Annotated in this window: 20 protein-coding genes and 1 pseudogene; 16 read left to right on the top strand and 5 right to left on the bottom strand. The window is 62.9% G+C overall.

Going from position 1 to position 19,842, the window contains the following annotated elements; genetic code table 11:
• Window positions 1–211: 211 nt before the first annotated feature.
• The gene (gene cysM / locus HV670_RS06070; protein ID WP_175103755.1) at window positions 212–1,114 is read left to right on the top strand and encodes a cysteine synthase CysM; all 903 of its coding nucleotides are present in this window, start codon (window positions 212–214) and stop codon (window positions 1,112–1,114) included.
• A 123-nt stretch (window positions 1,115–1,237) separates the two neighbouring features.
• Here cysM and mltB read toward each other — a convergent pair whose 3' ends face one another.
• Window positions 1,238–2,428 carry a lytic murein transglycosylase B gene (gene mltB / locus HV670_RS06065; protein ID WP_175103754.1) on the bottom strand — a complete coding sequence of 397 codons (1,191 nt, stop codon included), beginning with the start codon at window positions 2,426–2,428 and terminating at the stop codon, window positions 1,238–1,240.
• Between the two features lie 95 nt (window positions 2,429–2,523).
• On the opposite strand from mltB, the gene HV670_RS06060 reads away from it, so the two are divergent.
• The 4 genes from HV670_RS06060 to HV670_RS06045 all read left to right on the top strand — a co-directional run bounded on the left by HV670_RS06060 (window position 2,524) and on the right by HV670_RS06045 (window position 7,273).
• Complete coding sequence (locus tag HV670_RS06060; protein WP_175103753.1) at window positions 2,524–3,447, top strand: histone deacetylase family protein; 924 nt, start codon at window positions 2,524–2,526, stop codon at window positions 3,445–3,447.
• A gap of 237 nt (window positions 3,448–3,684) precedes the next feature.
• A complete protein-coding gene (locus HV670_RS06055; protein WP_175103752.1) occupies window positions 3,685–4,434 on the top strand; it encodes an electron transfer flavoprotein subunit beta/FixA family protein in 750 nt (249 codons plus the stop codon).
• 12 nt (window positions 4,435–4,446) lie between these two features.
• The gene (locus HV670_RS06050; RefSeq protein ID WP_175103751.1) at window positions 4,447–5,382 is read left to right on the top strand and encodes an electron transfer flavoprotein subunit alpha/FixB family protein; all 936 of its coding nucleotides are present in this window, start codon (window positions 4,447–4,449) and stop codon (window positions 5,380–5,382) included.
• Window positions 5,383–5,467: 85 nt separating this feature from the next.
• Window positions 5,468–7,273 carry an acyl-CoA dehydrogenase gene (locus tag HV670_RS06045; RefSeq protein ID WP_175103750.1) on the top strand — a complete coding sequence of 602 codons (1,806 nt, stop codon included), beginning with the start codon at window positions 5,468–5,470 and terminating at the stop codon, window positions 7,271–7,273.
• A gap of 83 nt (window positions 7,274–7,356) precedes the next feature.
• Here the strand turns inward: HV670_RS06045 and HV670_RS06040 are convergent, their stop codons facing one another.
• A complete protein-coding gene (locus HV670_RS06040; protein WP_175103749.1) occupies window positions 7,357–8,649 on the bottom strand; it encodes a D-amino acid dehydrogenase in 1,293 nt (430 codons plus the stop codon).
• Window positions 8,650–8,798: 149 nt separating this feature from the next.
• On the opposite strand from HV670_RS06040, the gene HV670_RS06035 reads away from it, so the two are divergent.
• Both HV670_RS06035 and HV670_RS06030 read left to right on the top strand, forming a co-directional pair.
• Complete coding sequence (locus HV670_RS06035; protein ID WP_175103748.1) at window positions 8,799–9,287, top strand: Lrp/AsnC ligand binding domain-containing protein; 489 nt, start codon at window positions 8,799–8,801, stop codon at window positions 9,285–9,287.
• A gap of 256 nt (window positions 9,288–9,543) precedes the next feature.
• Window positions 9,544–10,800 carry a PA0069 family radical SAM protein gene (locus HV670_RS06030; RefSeq protein WP_175103747.1) on the top strand — a complete coding sequence of 419 codons (1,257 nt, stop codon included), beginning with the start codon at window positions 9,544–9,546 and terminating at the stop codon, window positions 10,798–10,800.
• A 30-nt stretch (window positions 10,801–10,830) separates the two neighbouring features.
• On the opposite strand, the gene HV670_RS06025 is transcribed toward HV670_RS06030, so the two are convergent.
• Window positions 10,831–11,280, bottom strand: coding sequence for an NINE protein (locus tag HV670_RS06025; RefSeq protein ID WP_175103746.1), 450 nt, complete (start codon window positions 11,278–11,280; stop codon window positions 10,831–10,833).
• A 340-nt stretch (window positions 11,281–11,620) separates the two neighbouring features.
• Between HV670_RS06025 and rpsP the strand changes: the two genes are divergently transcribed.
• From rpsP to HV670_RS05995, 6 genes and pseudogenes are all read left to right on the top strand, one after another.
• Complete coding sequence (rpsP, locus tag HV670_RS06020; protein ID WP_175103745.1) at window positions 11,621–11,887, top strand: 30S ribosomal protein S16; 267 nt, start codon at window positions 11,621–11,623, stop codon at window positions 11,885–11,887.
• A gap of 31 nt (window positions 11,888–11,918) precedes the next feature.
• Complete coding sequence (gene rimM, locus HV670_RS06015; protein ID WP_425511389.1) at window positions 11,919–12,755, top strand: ribosome maturation factor RimM; 837 nt, start codon at window positions 11,919–11,921, stop codon at window positions 12,753–12,755.
• 25 nt (window positions 12,756–12,780) lie between these two features.
• A pseudogene (gene trmD / locus HV670_RS06010) lies at window positions 12,781–13,524 on the top strand (tRNA (guanosine(37)-N1)-methyltransferase TrmD); the annotation flags it as partial.
• A gap of 151 nt (window positions 13,525–13,675) precedes the next feature.
• Window positions 13,676–14,059, top strand: a complete 384-nt coding sequence (gene rplS / locus HV670_RS06005; RefSeq protein WP_175103743.1) for a 50S ribosomal protein L19 — start codon at window positions 13,676–13,678, stop codon at window positions 14,057–14,059.
• Window positions 14,060–14,133: 74 nt separating this feature from the next.
• Entirely contained in the window at window positions 14,134–14,820 is a 687-nt protein-coding gene (locus HV670_RS06000) for a CoA pyrophosphatase (protein ID WP_175103742.1), read from the top strand.
• A gap of 57 nt (window positions 14,821–14,877) precedes the next feature.
• Window positions 14,878–15,816: a CobD/CbiB family protein gene (locus tag HV670_RS05995; protein ID WP_175103741.1), complete on the top strand. Its 939-nt coding sequence runs from the start codon at window positions 14,878–14,880 to the stop codon at window positions 15,814–15,816.
• 17 nt (window positions 15,817–15,833) lie between these two features.
• Here HV670_RS05995 and rsgA read toward each other — a convergent pair whose 3' ends face one another.
• Window positions 15,834–16,823, bottom strand: coding sequence for a ribosome small subunit-dependent GTPase A (rsgA, locus tag HV670_RS05990; protein WP_175103740.1), 990 nt, complete (start codon window positions 16,821–16,823; stop codon window positions 15,834–15,836).
• Window positions 16,820–18,067, bottom strand: coding sequence for a M48 family metallopeptidase (locus HV670_RS05985; protein WP_175103739.1), 1,248 nt, complete (start codon window positions 18,065–18,067; stop codon window positions 16,820–16,822). The genes rsgA and HV670_RS05985 overlap by 4 nt, the downstream gene beginning before the upstream one ends.
• 210 nt (window positions 18,068–18,277) lie before the next feature.
• Here HV670_RS05985 and orn point away from each other — a divergent pair, with 210 nt between their 5' ends.
• The 3 genes from orn (at window position 18,278) to HV670_RS05970 (ending at window position 19,782) form a co-directional block, all read left to right on the top strand.
• Window positions 18,278–18,916 (top strand): oligoribonuclease, encoded by a 639-nt coding sequence (gene orn, locus HV670_RS05980; protein ID WP_175103738.1) that lies wholly within the window; start codon window positions 18,278–18,280, stop codon window positions 18,914–18,916.
• A gap of 74 nt (window positions 18,917–18,990) precedes the next feature.
• Window positions 18,991–19,161 carry a hypothetical protein gene (locus HV670_RS05975; protein ID WP_175103737.1) on the top strand — a complete coding sequence of 57 codons (171 nt, stop codon included), beginning with the start codon at window positions 18,991–18,993 and terminating at the stop codon, window positions 19,159–19,161.
• Window positions 19,162–19,218: 57 nt separating this feature from the next.
• Window positions 19,219–19,782: an acyl-CoA thioesterase gene (locus HV670_RS05970; protein ID WP_175103736.1), complete on the top strand. Its 564-nt coding sequence runs from the start codon at window positions 19,219–19,221 to the stop codon at window positions 19,780–19,782.
• Window positions 19,783–19,842: the final 60 nt, after the last annotated feature.

Below are 19,842 nucleotides of genomic sequence, written 5' to 3'. Positions count from 1 at the left end.
TGCCGGCTCTCTTCTGAGGGGCTCTTCTCAGGCGCTCTTTCCAGCCGCTATCCTCGGATGCATTCATCGCCCCTCTACCGGCCCTGTTGACGGCGCTCTTCATCGAGCTTCCTCACTGACGCTTCGTCCTTGCAACCTGCGCCGCCGCAGGCCGTGGATTACAATCAAAGGCTCTACTCTTTCCGGGCTCAACCGAGTATCCAGCGTCGCCATGCCTTACAAAACTATCGAAGACACCATCGGCAATACACCACTCGTGCAGCTCGTTCGTCTGGTCGACGATGAGATTCGTGCGCGCAACAATGTCATTCTTGGCAAGCTCGAGGGCAATAATCCGGCCGGCTCAGTCAAGGATCGTCCAGCACTGTCGATGATCAAGCAGGCCGAAGCGCGCGGACGGATCAAGCCGGGCGATACGCTGATCGAGGCGACGAGCGGCAATACGGGGATCGCGCTCGCGATGGCCGCGGCGGTTCGCGGCTACAAGATGGTGTTGCTGATGCCCGAGGACCTGTCGGTCGAACGGCGGCAGAGCATGGCCGCCTACGGTGCGGAAATCATCCTCACGCCGCTCAAGGGTGGCATGGAGTACGCACGCGATCTTGCTGACCAGATGCAGCGTGACGGCAAGGGTGTGATCCTCGACCAGTTCGCGAACCCGGACAATCCGCTCGCGCACTATCAGGGCACCGGCCCCGAGATCTGGCGCGACACGGAAGGGCGCATCACGCATTTCGTTTCAGCGATGGGGACGACCGGCACGATCATGGGCGTCTCGCAATACCTGAAGGAGCAGAACGCCGACATCCAGATCATCGGCGCACAACCCGCCGAGGGCTCGCGGATTCCGGGCATTCGCAAGTGGCCCGAAGCCTATCTGCCGAAGATCTTCGATCGCGCGCGTGTCGATCGTGAGGAGTCAGTCAGCCAGTCCGATGCGGAAGCCATGGCACGGCGTCTCGCGATGGTCGAAGGGATCTTCTGCGGAATTTCATCGGCCGGCGCCTGCGAAGTCGCCCTGCGCGTCGCAAGGCAGGTCGAGAACGCGACGATCGTGTTCATCGTCTGCGATCGCGGCGATCGCTACTTGTCGACTGGCGTGTTTCCGGCCTGAGAGCCGGTCCAAGGCCCGGCATGAAACCGGAGGCCGGAGTGCATGAAGCGTACCGAGCTTGAACAAGTGCACGGCAATCTTCCTCCTTCAGGCCTGCTTTAGGGCGGGGAGGATTGCGGCGTTTCAGTTGGTGCTCGCGCCGGTGGTTCCGCCGGTCGCCATGAGCTTCGCCTTGACCGCCTCGCCGAGTTCATAGACGGCTTCCGCATAGAAGAAACTGCGGTTATAGCGTGTCAGCGCATAGAAATTCTTGAGGCCCAGCACATATTGAGTCGGCTGGGTCGGCGAGGGCAGATCCACGACGGTGACCGGCGTGCCGAGTTCGTCGTTCTGGTTGAGCCCGGGCTCGTTGAGCAGCATGCCCGCCTTGAGCAACTGGTCGAGTGACCAACTCGGTTGAGCCCGTCCGTCGGCGGCGGCCTGCGCGATGCCGATGCTGCCCGCATCGACGGCGATATGCCAGACGACGGGCCGACCCGGCTCCCAGCCATTCTGCTTGAGATAGTTCGCCACGCTGCCGATGGCATCGGCCGGGCTATTGCGCAGGTCGATGGTCTTGTTGCCGTCGAAATTGACCGCATACTGGATGATGCTGCTCGGCATGAACTGGGGAATGCCTATCGCCCCCGCATACGAACCCTGCACCGTCGTCGGGTCGATACCCGAGTCGCGTGTCCAGATCAGCAGGTCGGCGAGGTTCTTGCGGAAGGTTGCTTCGCGGTCGGCCTGGTTCGGCGTCGCCGGGTAGTCGAACGCGAGCGTCGTCAGCGCATCGAGCACCCGGAAGTTGCCCATGTATTTGCCGTAGATCGTTTCGACTCCGATGATGCCGACCACGACCTCCGGCGGTACACCGTACTGTTGCGAGGCGCGCTGCAAGGCATCGCGGTTGTCGCGCCAGAACTTGACGCCTGCATTGATACGTACCGGCTCGACAAATCGGCTCTCGTAGATTTGCCAGTTCTTGACACCGGGTGCCGGCGCAGGCGTCACGAGCTTGACCGCTGTCGCGGAATAGCTGACCTGGTTGAACAGCGCATGCAGCGAATCTGCATCGAAGTCGTAGCGCGCGGCCATGTCGTTGATGAACGCATCGACGTCGGGATTGTTCGCGTAACGCTGCGGCTCGATCTCTTCTTCGAAGGTCTGGCCGGGCGCCGTTTGTCCCGGAAAACCCTGGGCCGGATCCTGTGCGTGCGCCGTGGCGGCACCGAGCGCGAGGGCTGCTGTGGCCGCCGCGATGAAGGTCCGGCGAAGCAGCGGGGAAACGGGCGGACAGACGGCAGACAGGCGTAAGAAGCTTGAGGCGATCATTGGTCGAGTCGGGCGGGTTTGGGAGGAGTATAACCGAGGCCGCTGTGGTAACTTATCGTCATTCTGCCTAGTGCAGGGCGCGCAATTCGACACGCATGGCCACTGGTCTCTTTTCTCATCCCGACTGCAATCTGCACGATATGGGCGATTGGCATCCCGAATGCCCTGGCCGTCTGCAGGCTATCGAAGATCAATTGATCGCGAGTCGCATCGAGCCGCTCCTCGTCCATGAGGAAGCGCCGATGGTCGACGAGGCCGAGCTGTTGCGCGTGCATCGCGCCGAGCATGTCGAGTTCATCCGCGCGCTCGCGCCCGATGCGGGTTATGCCGAAATCGACGCCGACACGAGGATGAACCCCTACAGCTGGCGCGCCGCGATGCGCGCCGCCGGCGCGGCCGTGGCCGCGACTGATGCGGTGCTCGATGGCCGATACGACAACGCATTCTGCAGCGTGCGTCCGCCGGGCCATCACGCCGAGCCCGGCCGAGCGATGGGCTTCTGCCTGTTCAACAATGTGGCGATTGCCGCACGTCATGCGCTCGAAGCGCGCGGCCTGTCGCGCGTCGCCATCATCGATTTCGACGTGCATCACGGCAACGGAACCGAAGTCGCCTTCGCGGGCGACGAGCGCGTACTGATGTGCAGCTTTTTCCAGCATCCGTTCTATCCCTATTCGGGCGGCGAGCCGCTCGCCTCGAACATGGTCAACGTGCCGCTCGCGGCACGCACTAATGGCGCGACCATGCGTGAGGCGGTCGAGCTGATGTGGATTCCTGCGCTCGAGGCGTTCAGGCCCGAGATGATCTTCGTGTCCGCGGGCTTCGACGCGCATCGCGAGGACGATCTCGGTGGCCTCGGACTCGTCGAGGCCGACTACGAATGGCTGACCGCCCAGATCTGCGCGATCGCGAAACGCTATGCGAAAGGGCGCGTCGTCAGCTGCCTCGAAGGTGGCTACAACCTGTCGGCGCTCGGCCGCAGCGTCGCCTCGCACCTGAAAGTCCTGACCGAAGCCTGAGCGCTCTCCCGCTTTAGAACAATCTGTCGAGTGAGCCCCCTAGCGAAAGCATCAGTACACTTCTAAAATAGTACGATCGTTCGATGTGAGCCCCACGAGGGCGCGTCGGCATGAGCCCCAACAGGGGCCGCCGACATGAGCCGCGAGGAAGCTTCCGAGGGGCGGCCTCAGCCTCATAGGCCAATCGCTATAATGGTGCGATTGAGTATTCGTAACTCTGGATCTTGGAGCATTTGGATGAAAGTTTTAGTGCCAGTCAAGCGCGTGGTCGACTTCAACGTCAAAGTCCGCGTGAAGTCGGACGGCTCGGGTGTGGACATCGCCAATGTGAAGATGTCGATGAACCCGTTCGATGAAATCGCGGTCGAGGAAGCCGTGCGTCTGCGCGAAGCTGGCGTCGCGACCGAAGTGATCGTCGTTTCCGCGGGCGTCACGCAATGCCAGGAAACCCTGCGCACGGCGCTCGCCATCGGGGCCGATCGTGCGATCCTGGTCGAGACGGGCGACGAACTGCAGCCGCTCGCCGTCGCGAAGATCCTCAAGGCGCTGATCGACAAGGAGCAGCCGCAGCTCGTGATTCTCGGCAAGCAAGCGATCGACGACGATGCGAACCAGACCGGGCAGATGCTTGCCGCGCTCGCCAATCTGCCTCAGGCGACGTTCGCCTCGAAGGTCACGGTTGCCGACGGCAAGGTGCAGGTCACGCGCGAAATCGACGGCGGTCTCGAAACGCTGTCGCTGACGCTGCCTGCCGTGATCACGACCGATCTGCGCCTGAACGAGCCGCGCTATGTGACGTTGCCCAACATCATGAAGGCGAAGAAGAAGCCGCTCGAGAACATCAAGCCGGTCGACTTGGGGGTCGATACGACGCCGCGCCTGAAGACGCTCAAGATCGCCGAACCCGCGCAGCGCGCGGCGGGAGTCAAGGTGCCCGACGTCGCGACGCTCGTGACGAAGCTCAAGACTGAAGCCAAAGTGCTGTAAAAGGATACCGACATGACGATTCTGATTCTCGCCGAACACGACAACCAGTCGCTCAAGGGTGCGACATTCAACACGATCGCCGCTGGCCAGAAGATCGGCGGCGATATCCATCTCCTGGTTGCCGGTCACAACGCGCAGGGCGCAGCCGACGCGGCCGCCAAGATCCCGGGTGTAGCGAAAGTGCTGCTCGCCGATGCGCCGCAGCTTGCCGACGGCCTTGCGGAAAACGTCGAGGCGACGGTCCTCGCGATTGCAGGGAACTACTCGCATATCCTCGCGCCTGCGACGGCCTTTGGCAAAAACGTGGCACCGCGCATCGCCGCGAAACTCGACGTCGCGCAGTTCAGCGACATCACCGGCGTGGTGAGCGCCGATACGTTCGAGCGTCCGATCTACGCGGGCAATGCGGTGGCGACGGTCCAGTCGGCCGATCCGGTCAAGGTGATCACCGTACGCGGCACGGGCTTCGATCCGGTCGCGGCGGAAGGCGGCAGTGCCGCGATCGAGAAGATCGAGGCGGCGGCCGATAGCGGCGTCTCGAAATTTGTGAGCCGTGAAATCACGAAGCTCGATCGTCCGGAACTGACGTCGGCCCATATCATCGTTTCGGGCGGTCGCGGCCTGGGCAGCGGCGAGAACTACATGAGTGTGCTCGAGCCGCTCGCGGACAAGCTCGGCGCGGCGCTCGGCGCCTCGCGCGCCGCAGTCGACGCGGGTTATGTGCCGAACGACTATCAGGTCGGGCAGACTGGCAAGATCGTCGCGCCGCAACTGTATTTCGCGGTCGGTATCTCGGGTGCGATCCAGCACCTGGCCGGCATGAAGGATTCGAAGGTGATCGTCGCGATCAACAAGGATCCCGAAGCGCCGATCTTCAGTGTCGCGGACTATGGCTTGGTCGGCGACCTGTTCACGGTTGTGCCGGAGCTCGTCAAAGCCCTTGCCTGATAGCGGGCTCGACGAAGGAAAGATAAAAAAGGGGTGTCCGTGAGGCACCCCTTTTTTGCAGCCCCGTACCCACAGGGAGAGAACCATGAGTTACCAGGCCCCCGTCAAGGACATGCTGTTCGTGCTCAACGAACTCGCCGGTCTCCCAGACGTTGCCGCATTGCCCGGCTTTGAGGACGCCCAACCGGAAACCGTGCATGCCGTGCTCGAGGAATCGGCGCGTTTCAATCGCGAGGTCATCGCGCCGCTGAATGTCATCGGCGATCGCGATCCGAGCGCGTGGCGCGAGGGCAAGGTCACGACGAGCCCCGGTTTCGGCAACGCATTCAGGCAGTTTGGCGAGGGGGGCTGGCAAGGCGTCCCGCATCCGCTCGAATTCGGCGGTCAGGGCCTGCCGAAACTCGTCGCGACCGCGTGCACCGAGATGCTCAACGCGGCCAATCTCTCGTTCGCACTGTGTCCGCTGTTGACCGACGGCGCGATTGAAGCGTTGATGACTGCCGGTTCGGACGAGCAAAAGGCGCGTTACGTACCGAAGCTGATCTCGGGCGAGTGGACCGGCACGATGAACCTGACTGAACCCCAGGCAGGCTCCGATCTCGCACTGGTTCGCACGCGCGCAGAGCCGCAGGGCGATGGTTCGTTCAAGCTGTTCGGTACGAAGATATTCATCACGTATGGCGAGCACGATATGGCCGCCAACATCGTCCATTTTGTCCTCGCACGCACGCCGGGCGCACCCGAAGGTGTGAAGGGCATTTCGCTGTTCGTGGTGCCGAAGTTTCTCGTCAATGCCGACGGCTCGCTTGGCGAGCGCAACGATGTCCATTGCGTGTCGATCGAGCACAAGCTGGGCATCAAGGCGAGTCCGACTGCGGTGCTTCAATACGGCGATCAGGGTGGCGCGATCGGTCACCTGATCGGTGAAGAGCATCACGGCCTCGAGTACATGTTCATCATGATGAACGCGGCCCGTTTCGCGGTCGGAACGCAGGGGGTCGGCGTGGCCGACCGTGCCTATCAGAAGGCGGCCGCCTATGCGAAGGATCGTGTGCAGAGCCGGCCCGTGGACGGCACGGCAAGGCAGGCTGTCGCGATCATTCATCACCCCGATGTGCGGCGCATGCTCTTGACGATGCGCGCGCTGACCGAGGGTGCGCGAGCGCTGTCCTACTATGCGGCGGGGCTGGCGGATCGTGCGCACGCTTCACCCGATGAGGCCACACGTCGTCATTGCCTCGCGCTCTACGAATTTCTTGTGCCAATCGTGAAGGGCTGGGGCACCGAGTTGTCGGTCGAGGTCGCGAGCCTCGGCATCCAGGTGCACGGCGGGATGGGATTTATCGAGGAGACCGGAGCGGCCCAGTACTATCGCGATGCGCGGATCCTGCCGATCTACGAAGGCACGACCGCGATCCAGGCGAACGACCTGGTCGGTCGCAAGACTTTGAGAGACGGCGGTGCGATTGCGAAGACGCTGCTTGCGCAAATCGCAGAAGTCGAAGTGGAACTTGCCGCACGCGCGGCCTCAGGGGGCGACGCGGCGACATTCGAGGCGATGCGCAAACATCTTGCCGCGGGACGCGAAGCATTGGCGAACGTGGTTGAATTCGTCGTCTCACAGGGCGAGCCGGATCCGAACGCCGTGTTCGCCGGCAGCGTCTCCTATCTGAAGCTGGCCGGCATCGTGCTCGGCGGCTGGCAAATGGCGCGTGCGCTACTCGTGGCCGATGCGAAGCGTGCGAGCGATCCGGCGTTTTTCGCGGCGAAGATCGCGACCGCCGCGTTCTTCGCCAGCCAAGTGTTATCGCAGGCGCCCGGCATCGAGGCATCGATCGTCGAGACAGTCGGAGACGATCACTGGCTCACACTTCCGGTCGACGCGTTCTGAGCAGACGCTTCGACCGCGGGCCATTGCGGTTGAAGCGTCTGTTGCGTTTGTCGAAGCCGTCGGGTGGGTGGGGTGCGTGGGGCTCAGGCGTGTGCGAAGGCCGGCCGCCATGCGCGATCGCCGCCCTTCAGGTAGCGCGAGACCGACAGGTCATCCGACTGGATCGCGGGACGGCGTCCCGACATCAGGTCGGCGAGCAATTGGCCCGATCCGCACGACATGGTCCAGCCTAGGGTGCCGTGGCCCGTGTTGAGGAAGAGGTTCGGCAGGCCGGTCTTGCCGACGATCGGTGTGCCGTCCGGTGTCATCGGGCGCAGGCCGGTCCAGAACGAGGCCTGGGCGGTGTCGCCGGCACCCGGGAACAGGTCGTTGACGACCATCTCGAGCGTCGCGCGGCGCGCTGGCTTCAGGTCGCGGTTGTAGCCAACGACTTCGGCCATCCCGCCAACCCGGATCCGGTCCTCGAAACGCGTGACCGCGATCTTGTAGGTCTCATCGAGCACGGTCGACACCGGTGCATGCGTGCCGTCGATGATCGGTACCGTGATCGAATAGCCTTTGAGCGGATAGACAGGAATCTTGACGATCTTGTCGAGCAAGGAGGTCGAGAACGAACCGAGCGCGACGACATAGGCATCGGCACGCAGGGTCTCGCTACCGGTACGCACGCCCGCGATCCGGCCGCTCGCGACTTCGAGCGCATCGATCGACACACCGTATCGGAATTTGACGCCGAGCGCGGCAGCCATCGCGGCGAGCCGGTTCGTGAACAGCTGGCAGTCGCCCGTTTCGTCGTTCGGCAGGCGCAAGCCGCCGCTGAGTTTGTGCTGGACATGCACGAGCGCAGGCTCGGCCCGGCCGAGTTCCTCGGGCATCAGCAATTCATAGGGAACACCGGCATCGTCAAGGACGGCGATGTCTTTTGCGGCACCTTCGAGTTGTGCCTGCGTCCGGAACAATTGCAGCGTGCCGCCCTGACGCCCTTCGTATTCGATGCCAGTTTCGGCACGCAGGGCTTGCAGGCAGTCGCGGCTGTATTCGGCAAGACGCACCATGCGGCCTTTGTTGACCGCATAGCGATCGGTCCGGCAGTTGCTCAGCATTTGCCAGAGCCATTGGAGCTGGAAGCGTGTGCCGTCCGGCCACACAGCGAGCGGCGCGTGCTTTTCGAACATCCACTTGATGGCCTTCAGCGGAACGCCCGGCGCGGCCCACGGTGCGGCATAGCCGGGGGAGATCTGGCCGGCATTCGCAAAGCTGGTTTCGAGCGCAGGACCATTCTGACGATCGACCACCGTGACCTCATGGCCTGCGCGCGCGAGATAGTACGCACTGGTGATGCCGACGACACCGCTGCCAAGAATCAGAATCTGCATGAGGACCGCCTAAGATTATCCGAGAGACAACTAAGAAAGGGTGGGCGGGGCGAATCTGCAAGAGCAACTGCTACCCAGCACATAGTGCTATGGTATTAAGCATTCGGTAGCAAAGGTTTCTGTACTAAAACAATATTTGGTGAAAAATCATGAGAACACAGCGCCAGGCGGTTCGAACGCTCGACAAGCTCGACCATAAGATCCTGCGATTGCTGCAGCGCGAAGGCCGCATGGCCATGAAGGAGTTGGCCGAACAGATCGGCCTCTCGCTCACGCCTTGTATCGAGCGGGTCAAGCGCATGGAGCGCGACGGCGTGATTTCCGGCTATTACGCGCGCGTCAATCCCGCCCTGCTTGGCACGGCGCTGCTCGTCTTTGTCGAAATCACGCTCGACCACAAGAACGGCAGCATGTTCGAGCAGTTCCGGCGTGAGGTCGCGAAGATTCCCGAAGTGCTCGAATGCCACCTCGTGTCAGGGGACTTCGACTATCTGATCAAGGCGCGCATCCGCGAAATGGGGGACTACCGCAAGCTGCTCGGCGACATGCTGTTGCAGTTGCCCGGCGCCGTGCAGTCGAAAAGCTATGTCGTGATGGAGGAGATCAAGGAGACCTTCGAAATCTCGATCGAAGACTAGCGGTCGAGGGCGGGGTGGTGTACTGTATATTCATACAGTATTTCCGTGCTCCAATTGAAGTCTGCAGAGTGTGTCTTGATCCACTACTGAGTCGTCAACGTTGCGCGAAATGGATTGGCCGCCGAACTGGCGGTGTCGGCCCCTGGAGAAAGCGTAAGTCCGAAGTTTCTTTGAGATGATGTCGGGGCGCTTTTCTTGCAGTGGGAGTCCCCTCCCTTCAAGGCAGGGGAGGATGTCAACCGCCTTGCCGTCGCCCATGAGTTCCCATCGCCCCGATAACGACCGCGCATGTCCTCCGAAGACCGATCCGCGCCGTCGCGATGCAGGCGAAGCGGACGGCCGCACGGAGGTCGACCGCGCCGATCCGGAACTGCCCGGCGAGGCGCCGGTCGTCGAACGGCCGCTCATACCGCTCAAGGGTCGCGGTGCCGTGGTCAATTTGCAGGGGCGTTTCGAGCTCGACGAACGCCGCGCCTTCGACGACGGCTGGAGCCATGACGACGAAGAGGACGGTCCGCAGCTTCGCACGCAGGTTTTTGATGAATATGCGAAGAGCATTCTTACACGCAATCAGTCGCCCGACATTCCATTCGAGGTGTCGCTCAATCCCTACCGGGGTTGCGAGCATGGTTGCATCTACTGCTTTGCGCGCCCGACGCACAGCTATCTCGGTCTTTCGCCCGGGCTCGATTTCGAGAGTCGGATCTATGCGAAGGTCAATGCGGCCGAACTGCTGGAGCGCGAGCTTGCGCGGCCGAGCTACCAGCCCGAATCGATCGCGCTCGGCGTGAATACGGATGCCTACCAGCCGGTCGAACGTGAGCGGCGCATCACGCGCGGCGTGATCGAGGTGCTGAGCCGGGCGGGCAATCCGTTTGCGGCGATCACGAAGTCGTCGCTGATCGAAAGGGATCTCGACCTGCTGGTGCCGATGGCCGAGCGCAATCTGTTTTCCGCCGCGATCACGATCACCACGCTCGATCCCGCCGTCGCCCGCACACTCGAGCCGCGCGCTGCGTCGCCGGCGCGGCGTCTGCGGACCATCCGCGTGCTTGCCGACGCCGGGGTGCAGGTCGGCGTGTCGATTGCCCCGGTCATTCCCTTTGTGACGGAGCCTGAGATGGAGCATGTGCTCGAAGCGTGTGCCGAGGCTGGTGCGAGCGCGGCGAGCTATATCGTGCTGCGCCTGCCCTGGGAGGTCTCGCCATTGTTCGAGCAATGGCTCGCCGCGCATTTTCCGGATCGTGCGGCCCGCGTGATGAACCGCGTGCGGGACATGCGCGGTGGCAAGAACTACGATTCCTCGTTCGCCACGAGGATGAAGGGCAGTGGGCTTTGGGCCGACCTGCTGCGGCAGCGTTTCCAGAAGGCGGTGAAACGCCTGGGCCTGAACGAACGACACCGCGGAATCATGGACATGTCGCAATTCGCCCGGCCGGACATCCGGCGCAGTGCGAGGCGAGGCCCGGACGGCAAGCTCGATGACTCGCAGTTGTCGCTGTTCGGTGATTGAGACTCGCCCCGGCGAACCGGTCGTTTCCTGTTACCCCTCGCTTCCGACCTGGCTCTCGAAGTAGGTCTGAAACGTAAACGCGAGTCCCGCCATCAGATAGCCGGCACCGATAAAGAGCGCGAAGATCACGATAAGCACGACCGTCCAGCCTGACTGGCTGCGGCGCACGCTGCCCGGATTGAACTTCGCATCCCATCGCTCGTCTGGGCGCAGGCCGTAGACGATTGCCGCGAGGAAGCCCGCGAGTACCGATACGCAGCCGATGGCGGTCAGGATCCATCCTGCGATCGAGGCGCGTGCGGTCGTCCACATGAGCCACATGCCCACGAGGCCGAGCGCGCTGCCAGCGAGATGGAGCCAGCCGTAGCGGTCGGCCGCGCCGCGCAGGTAGAAGCGATGAATACCGGCCCAGCCGAGCACGAAGGCAAGAGCAGCAGTGAGGGTCTTGGATTTGAACGGCTGGACGGCGGCGTTGGACATGAGGACGACAAGGAAAAACAAGGAGAGGTGGCAAGCGGCATTGAAGCGGCTTTGGAACAATGCGGCATTCGAATGATGACGGGCCGCGGCGGACGGCTGAAAGCGGCAACGCAGGTCCTCGGTGCAAGCTCGAACGGCCGGCACGGATTGTACGCCGCGCGCCTGACGGAAGGGTGTGCAGAGGGTAAACCGGAGAGTCGGCCGGGAAATCCCTCCTCTTTCGCGTCCCAACCACACAAAAACACGTTCGAACAGGGGTAAGTGTTTGTTCGGGCGTATCTTTCAGGCTATACTTCGCGGTTTCCGTATTCGATCACTTCCGATCTACCAAGGATTCTGCATGGTCATCATCCGTCTCGCACGCGGCGGCGCCAAGAAGCGCCCGTTCTACAACATCGTCGTGACCGATTCGCGCAATCGCCGCGATGGCCGCTTCATTGAAAAGCTCGGTTTCTACAACCCGATCGCTCAGAAGGGCGAGGCGCTGCGCATTGCGCAAGACCGCCTGACCTACTGGACGGGCACGGGCGCCCAGCTGTCGGAAACGGTGGCTCGCCTCGTCAAGCAATCGCAAGCTGCGGCACCGGCTGTTGCTGCCGCTGCCTGAGCTGCAGACGCGTTTTAGCTGAGTTCAGTCTTTGGCTACATTCGGCAATTTCGCGAAGCGCAAAGTCGCCGACACGGTCGTTGCAGGGAAAAGCGTCGCTGACGACACGGCTGCCGACTTACCGTTGACAGCCGCCTCCGAGGCGCAGGCCAGCGGGGCCGCGACAGGCACGCTGCCTGACGATCTCATCGAGGTCGGTGTCGTCGTCGATGCGTACGGTGTCAAGGGCTGGGTCAAGATCCAGCCGCACGCGCAGGACGGCCACGGCGGCGACGCCATGGTCGGCTCGCGACGCTGGTGGGTTGCGGCTCGCTTGCCCGTAGTGGGCAGACCTGCGGGCCTGTCGGCGGGTTCGCGTGACGAGCCTCGGGCGCCGCTCCGGCTCGTCAGCGTGCGCGACGCGAAGATGCACAGTGGCAGCGTGGTTGCGCTTCTGGCCGGTATTGCAGATCGCGACCAGGCGCTCGCAGCGAAGGGAACGACGGTGCACGTGCGCCGCGCGGACTTTCCGAAGCTGCCGCAGGACGAGTTCTATTGGGTCGACCTGATCGGTCTGGCCGTGATCAACACCGAGGGCGAAGCACTCGGCGAGGTCGTGGGCCTGATCGATAACGGCGCGCACTCGGTGATGCGGATTGTGCCGGTGCGTGCGCCGGCCGGGCCACAGGATGACGGGCAAACCGGCTTGCCGGCGGAAGCCGCCGTCGATACGCGGCGCGGTAAAGGCACGAACGGTAGCAAGGGTGCCAAGGGCAGGGAGCCCGCGGTTGTCGTTGACGAGCGTTTGATTCCGTTTGTCGATGCGTATGTGCGCGGTGTCGATCTCGAAGCGCGCCGGATCGTGGTCGATTGGGGCTTTGATTATTAGTCACGATCTCCTTTCGGAGAGTGCGATGCAGTTCGATGTCGTCACGCTCTTTCCCGAGATGTTCGGCGCCCTGACCGACTACGGCATCACGAGCAGGGCGGTCAAGCAGCAGCGCTTTGCCCTGCGCACGTGGAATCCGCGCGATTTCACGTCGAACAACTATCGGACGGTCGACGATCGTCCGTATGGCGGTGGCCCTGGCATGGTCATGCTGGCGCGGCCGCTTGAAGATGCGATCACCGCGGCGAAAGCCGCGCAGGCAGCTGCTGGCGTGGCGAAGCCGCGTGTGCTGTTGATGTCGCCGCAGGGCACGCCGCTGACGCACCGCAAGGTGATGGCGTTCGCAGCCGAGGCGGGTCTGATCCTGTTGTGCGGACGTTATGAAGCGATCGATCAGCGGTTGGTCGATCGGTGCGTCGACGAGGAAGTGAGCCTCGGCGACTTCGTGCTGTCGGGCGGCGAGTTACCGGCGATGGCACTGATGGATGCGGTGGTACGGCAGTTGCCGGGTGTGCTCAACGATGCGCAGTCGGCCGTGCAGGACAGTTTCGTCGATGGCCTGCTCGACTATCCGCACTACACGCGGCCGGAAGAATATGAAGGTGTGCGCGTGCCGGACGTATTGCTCGGCGGCAATCATGCCGAAATCGAATTGTGGCGGCGCCGTCAGGCACTTGCCAATACGCTGGCGAAGCGCCCTGATCTGATCAAGGCAGCGCGCCGGCACAAGACGTTGAGCCGTGCCGATGAGGCATGGCTCGCCAGTCTCGGAACGGGTCAACCGGCCGGGGCGCAACACGGGGGTACCGCACGAGCGGTGCCTGTATCAAACCCATCCTCTACCGGGGCCACTGAAGTTCGCGGCCGCACAGCGGCGGAACAAGGCATCAACGCCGGCATGATGGATCCAGGAGTCAGCAATGAATCTGATTGAAAAGCTCGAGCAGGAAGAAATCGCCCGCTCGCTCGGTGAGAAGACCATTCCGTCGTTCGCCCCGGGCGATACGGTGATCGTCAGCGTGAGCGTCGTCGAAGGCACGCGCAAGCGTGTGCAGGCGTATGAAGGCGTGGTGATCGCCAAGCGTAACCGCGGCCTCAACTCGTCGTTCATCGTCCGCAAGATCTCGTCGGGCGAAGGCGTCGAACGGACCTTCCAGACCTATTCCCCGCTGCTCGCCAGCATCGTCGTCAAGCGTCGTGGCGATGTGCGTCGTGCAAAGCTGTACTACCTGCGCGAACGTTCGGGCAAGTCGGCTCGGATCAAGGAAAAGCTCACCTTCAAGGATCGCGCTGTCGAAGCGTAATCCCGCAAGGAAGAAAGCACCCCCCGGGGTGCTTTTTTTATTCTGTCTCCGTCTCGTGGTTTTTCGTGGGTTCCATGGCCCGTCCGCTGTTTGATCCAGAACTCCTGCCCGTCGTCTCGATCGACGACGCGCTGCCGCCAGTTTCTTCCGAGCGCCTGAGCCCCGCCGCGTTGCGCAAGCGCTTTGCATCGCTCGATCACGCCTGGGAGCCTGAGCCGGCCGAAGATAGCCGGGTCGACCCGGCGCGCGACCCGCGTGTCGCCGCGGTGCTGATTCCGCTCGTTGACCGCCGCGACGGGCTGACCGTCCTGCTGACCCAGCGTGCCGAGCACCTGACCGATCATGCGGGGCAGATCAGCTTCCCGGGCGGCCGTGTCGAACCCGGTGATCGGGATGCGGTCGCCACGGCGTTGCGCGAGGCCTATGAAGAGGTGGCCCTCGACCCCGCGCATGTCGAAGTGCTCGGCTGCCTTCCCGATCTGCTGACCGGCACCGGCTATTGCGTGACGCCGGTTGTCGCGCTTGTTCACCCGCCCTTTACCGTGACGGCCGACGACGGCGAAGTCGCCGAGATTTTTGAAGTGCCGCTCGCGTTCCTGATGGACCCCGCGCATCACCAGATTCGCGAATTCCGTTATGAGACCGGCAGCCGCCGTTTTTTCTCCATGCCATTTCCGCGCGCGGACAACGAGGGCGCCTATTTCATCTGGGGGGCGACGGCGAGGATGTTGCGCAATTTGTATCGCTTTCTATTGGTCTGATGGCCGAGTCGGGGGCTGTGCTATGTTTACCGCACAAAGACACCAACGGCTTGCCGCATGACCTTCTTTTCCGTATTGCTTGCGCTGGTTCTCGAACAGCTTCGCGCCGTATCGCTGGAAAATCCGCTGGCCCGCCTGCTACGCCTGCATGCGCAGAGCGCGGCGCAGGGCGTCGATGCGGGCAAGACCCGGCATGGCGTGCTCGCATGGCTCGGCGTCGTGCTGCCCTGGACGCTCATCACCGGCATCATCTACTACGTGCTGTTTCGGATCAATTTCGCGCTCGCATTTATCTGGAATGTCGCCGTCATCTATTTCACGCTCGGCTTTCGGCAATTCAGCCACTATTTCACCGATATTCACGTCGCGCTGAATAGCGATGACGTGCCGCGTGCACGCGAAATTCTCCAGGAATGGACTGGCCTCGAAACGCTCGACATGCCGGTCAGTGAAATCGTCCGGCATACCCTGATTCATGCGGTGGTCGCTTCGCATCGCCATGTATTCGGTGTGTTTTTCTGGTTTCTCGTGCCGATCGGGCCGGCAGGCGCCGTGCTTTATCGCGTCACCGAGTATCTGGCGCGCGCCTGGGCCGATCCACTGGCCGAACGCAGCGGCCCGTTCTCGAATTTTGCACGGCAGGCTTTCTTCGTAATCGACTGGGTGCCGGTGCGGCTCACCGCAATGGGGTTTGCGATCGTCGGCAATTTCGAGGACGCCATTTACTCGTGGCGCAACTACACGCGTCAATGGCCTGACGCGAACGACGGTGTCTTGCTCGCCGCGGGGAGCGGGGCGCTCGGTGCGCGCCTGAACGGACCGCTTGCCGAAGTGAGCGGCGTCGAAGCGCTCGATGTCGGCGATGCGGGGCTGCTGCCGGTCGGCGAAGACTGCACACCGCGCACGCTGCAATCGGCGATCGGCCTGGTCTGGCGCGCGGTGATCCTCTGGATGCTCCTGCTGTTGATGCTCACGATCGCGCTCTGGGTCGGCTGAACGAACCAGACCACGGACTACCGGACGATCTGGCTCGCCTCGTGCACGAGTTGCTCGTACAGCGCGTGACGCGTTTTTCCGATCTTCCCCTTTTCGACCCCGTCCAGAATCGCACAACCTGGCTCGTGCAGATGACGGCAGTTGTAGAACCGGCAATGCGGCAGCAATGACCGGAATTCGGGGAATGCACGCTCGAGCATGCCCTCGGTCAGATGATGCAGGCCGAACTCCTGAAAGCCCGGTGAATCGATCAGCGCGCCACCTCCCGGTAACTGGTAGAGCCGGGTGAAGGTGGTCGTATGCCGGCCGCTGTTGAGTGCCACCGAGATCTCGCGCGTCGCGACAGCGGCACCCGGCACCAGCAGGTTCACGAGCGTTGACTTGCCCATCCCCGACTGGCCCAGCAACAACGTGGTCCGGCCGCGCAGGCGGCCTCCGACGAGGGACTCGGCTTCTTCCGGGCGGGCGGTGACCGACCCTTCCACGACCTGATAGCCGAGCCCGACATAAGGTGCGAGACGCTCGCGCGCCAAGACGAGCGCTTCGGGAAGGTCCGCCTTGTTGAGCAGGATCAGCGGGGCGATTCCGCTCGCCTCGGCCGCGACCAGCGAGCGGCCGAGCAGGTCCTCGCTGAACCAGGGCTCGGTCGCCAGCATGATCAGCATCTGGTCGAGGTTCGCGGCGAACAGCTTCGACTTGAACTGATCCGAACGAAACAGCAGATTACGCCGCGGCAGGATATCGACGATCACCCCCTGGTCGGCCGATTGCCGCTCGAACGTCACCTCGTCGCCGACCGCCATCTCGCTGCGCTTGCCGCGCGGAAAACACTGCAAGGCCGCCGCGCCACCTTGCGGGGCGACGACGTAGTGCCGGCCGTGCGAGGCAATCACGCGGCCCTGCTCGAGCGTGGCGGATGCACTGCCCCGGCCGCGCCTGCCCGCTAGCTTGCCGGTGTCCGCCTCGTCGTTCTGCGCGTTTGCGATTCGATTCGAGTATTGGCTCATGCGTGCGCCAACAGCCGGTCGATGCGCTGTGACGCGGGCGGATGGGAATAGTAGAACGCTGTGTAAAGCGGATCGGGCGTCAGTGTCGACGCATTGTCCTGGTAGAGCTTGACGAGCGCGCTGACGAGGTCCTCGGCGCGCGTCTGGCCCGCGGCGAAGGCATCGGCCTCGAACTCGTGCTTGCGCGAACTCAGGCTGCCGAGCGGGCTCACGAAGAACACGAACACCGGCAGCACGAGGAAGAACAAGATCAGCGCGAGTGCGTCGTTGCCGCCTGCCATCGACGGCCGCACGCCGAGCTGGGTGTAGAACCAGACGTGCTGGACCAGCCAGCCGAGCAGTGCGAGCAGGACGAGGCTGATCAGGAAGGTGACCACGAGCCGCTTGAGCACATGCTTGCGCTTGAAATGACCAAGCTCGTGCGCGAGCACCGCTTCGATTTCGTCACCGCTCAAGCGAGCGAGCAGGGTATCGAAAAACACGATGCGCTTGGCCGCGCCGAAGCCCGTGAAATAGGCGTTGCCATGCGCCGAGCGGCGGCTGCCGTCCATCACGAACAGGCCCTTGGCCGCAAAGCCGCAGCGTGCCATCAAGGCCTCGATCCGTGCGCGCAGGGAGGCATCGTCGAGCGGCTTGAACTTGTTGAACAAGGGAGCGATGACCGTCGGGTAGAGCACCAGCACGAGCGAATTGAAGGCCACCCAGACCACCCAGGCCCAGACCCACCAGAGCGCGCCCGCACGGCCCATGAGCCAGAGCACGGCTGCCAGCAGCGGCAGGCCGAGCGCGACGCCGAGCCCGATCGACTTGGCCAGGTCGCCGAGAAACAGTGCCCGCGTCATCCGGTTGAAGCCGAAGCGCTCCTCGATGACGAACTGTCGGTAATAATCGAAAGGTAGATCGACGAGACTCGTGATCACGGCGACTGCCGCGATAAGAACGAGCTGCGCGGCAAAACCGTGACCGAGCCAGCCTGTAATCGTCATATTGAGCCATTGGAGCAGGCCCAGCAGCGTGAGTACCACGAGCAGCGCGGCGCCGACCACGATCTCGGCCATCGCGAGCCGCGTGCGTGCGACGGTGTAGTCGGCGGCGCGCTGGTGCGAGTCCAGCGTGATGGTTTCCGTGAAACGCGCGGGCACCGCATGCCGGTGCGCGGTCACATGGCGGATCTGACGGGAGGCAAGCCAGAGTTTGGTCGCAACCATCGCCAGTAACGCGATGATAAAAAGATAGGTCAGCATTGCCGGCGTTCCGTTCAAAAAAGGCTCGATCGAGCTATGCGACAATTATAGGTTGTTGCGCCACGTTTCATCCCGCTGCCGGCTGGACGCGCTGGCGGCAGCGGAATGCAAAGCCGGCCTGAGCGCTTTTGCGCTCTGCTTTGCTCTTTGTTTCGTTCATTGTTTGATTCCCTGCCTTCGTTCATCAACGCACCGGATACCGCCCACAGCATGACCATCGACATTACGCCGCCGACCGTTCCGCAAGCTTCGGCCGAGGCCGCAGACGCGACTGCCACGAGCGTTGCGCAGACGCTCGTGCGCAACGAGCTGAACCTGATCTGGGTCGATATGGAAATGACCGGCCTCGATCCCGACAAGGACAAGGTCATCGAGATCGCCGTGGTCGTCACGGACTCGCAACTGAGCGTGGCCGTCGAGGGTCCCGTGATCGCGATCCACCAGTCCGACGCGACGCTCGACGCCATGGACCAGTGGAACAAGAATACGCATGGCCGCTCGGGCCTGATCGACCGGGTACGGGCATCGAGCGTCGACGAAGCCGGCGCGGTCGCCGAGCTCAAGACGTTCCTGAATCTCTATGTGCCGCCGAACAAGTCGCCGATGTGCGGCAATTCGATCTGCCAGGACCGCCGCTTCATGGCGCGCCATATGCCTGAGCTCGAGACCTTTTTTCACTATCGGAACCTTGATGTCAGCACGCTCAAGGAGCTTTGCCGCCGCTGGCAACCGGCCTTGCTCAAGGGCTTCACGAAGCGCGGCGCGCATACGGCGCTTGCCGATATCCAGGAGTCGATCGACGAACTCAAGTACTACCGCGAGCACTTCATCCGGGAAGCGGCTGTTTGAGCGAGCCAGACCGATTTCGGGTGCGGCGCCCGCCGCGCTAGAATGTTCGTTCGATCAGCATCTGCAGGTGCTTTATGAAGACAAGACGGACGGAAATTCTTGGCGCAGCTTTGGCTGGCCTGCTGTGTCTCCTGGTGTGCGCGGGTTGCGCCCAGGTTGGCACGGATGACGCCGGTTCGGCGGTGCCGACCGGCAAAGTGACAGCTTACGGCGTGATCGACGAGGGTGTGACCGTCACGCGCTAAGCGAGCCAGGAAGGCCACGAACACACCTATTCACCACCACATTACGATCGGGCCGATATGAATCGCGCAGACGAGCAGCAACAACAAGGGTCACCCGCGGCAGGCAAGAGCAGCGGCGCCCAGACCAAAACCGCGATCGCCGATCGATCGGAAACGACGTTTCGCTTTCTCGCCGAGCCGAGCTCCGTCAATTTTGGCGGCAAGGTGCATGGCGGCGCGCTGATGAAGTGGATCGACGAGACCGCTTATGCGTGCGCGGCGATGTGGTCAGGCCGTTACGCGGTGACGGTCAGCGTCGGCAATATCCGCTTTCGCCGGCCTGTGCACGTGGGCAATCTTGTCGAGATTCGCGCCAAGATCGTCGCGACGGGCCGCACGAGCATGCACATCCACGTTTCCGTGCATGCGGGCGACCCGAAGGAAGGCGAACTCGAAATGACGACCGACTGCCTCGTCGTATTCGTCGCGGTCGACAGCAACGGCCGGCCGATGCCGGTACCTTCGTTCGAACCCGTGACGGACGAACAGAAGCACCTCGCGCGCTATGCCCATGACGTGCGCGCCGCGCTCGACGCGATTGTCGAGATGAAGCCGGACGGAGTCGCCAGCGGAAGAGTCTGAAAGAACAGTCCCGGCTTTCAGGCCGGGTTTTAGGCCGGGGCTCTCAGCCCCGGTCCTCGA

Source organism: Pararobbsia alpina (genome assembly GCF_902859895.1).
GTDB lineage: Bacteria > Pseudomonadota > Gammaproteobacteria > Burkholderiales > Burkholderiaceae > Pararobbsia > Pararobbsia alpina.
The sequence above is the reverse complement of the archived record's forward strand: the minus strand, read 5'-3'. Positions and strand labels throughout refer to the sequence as shown.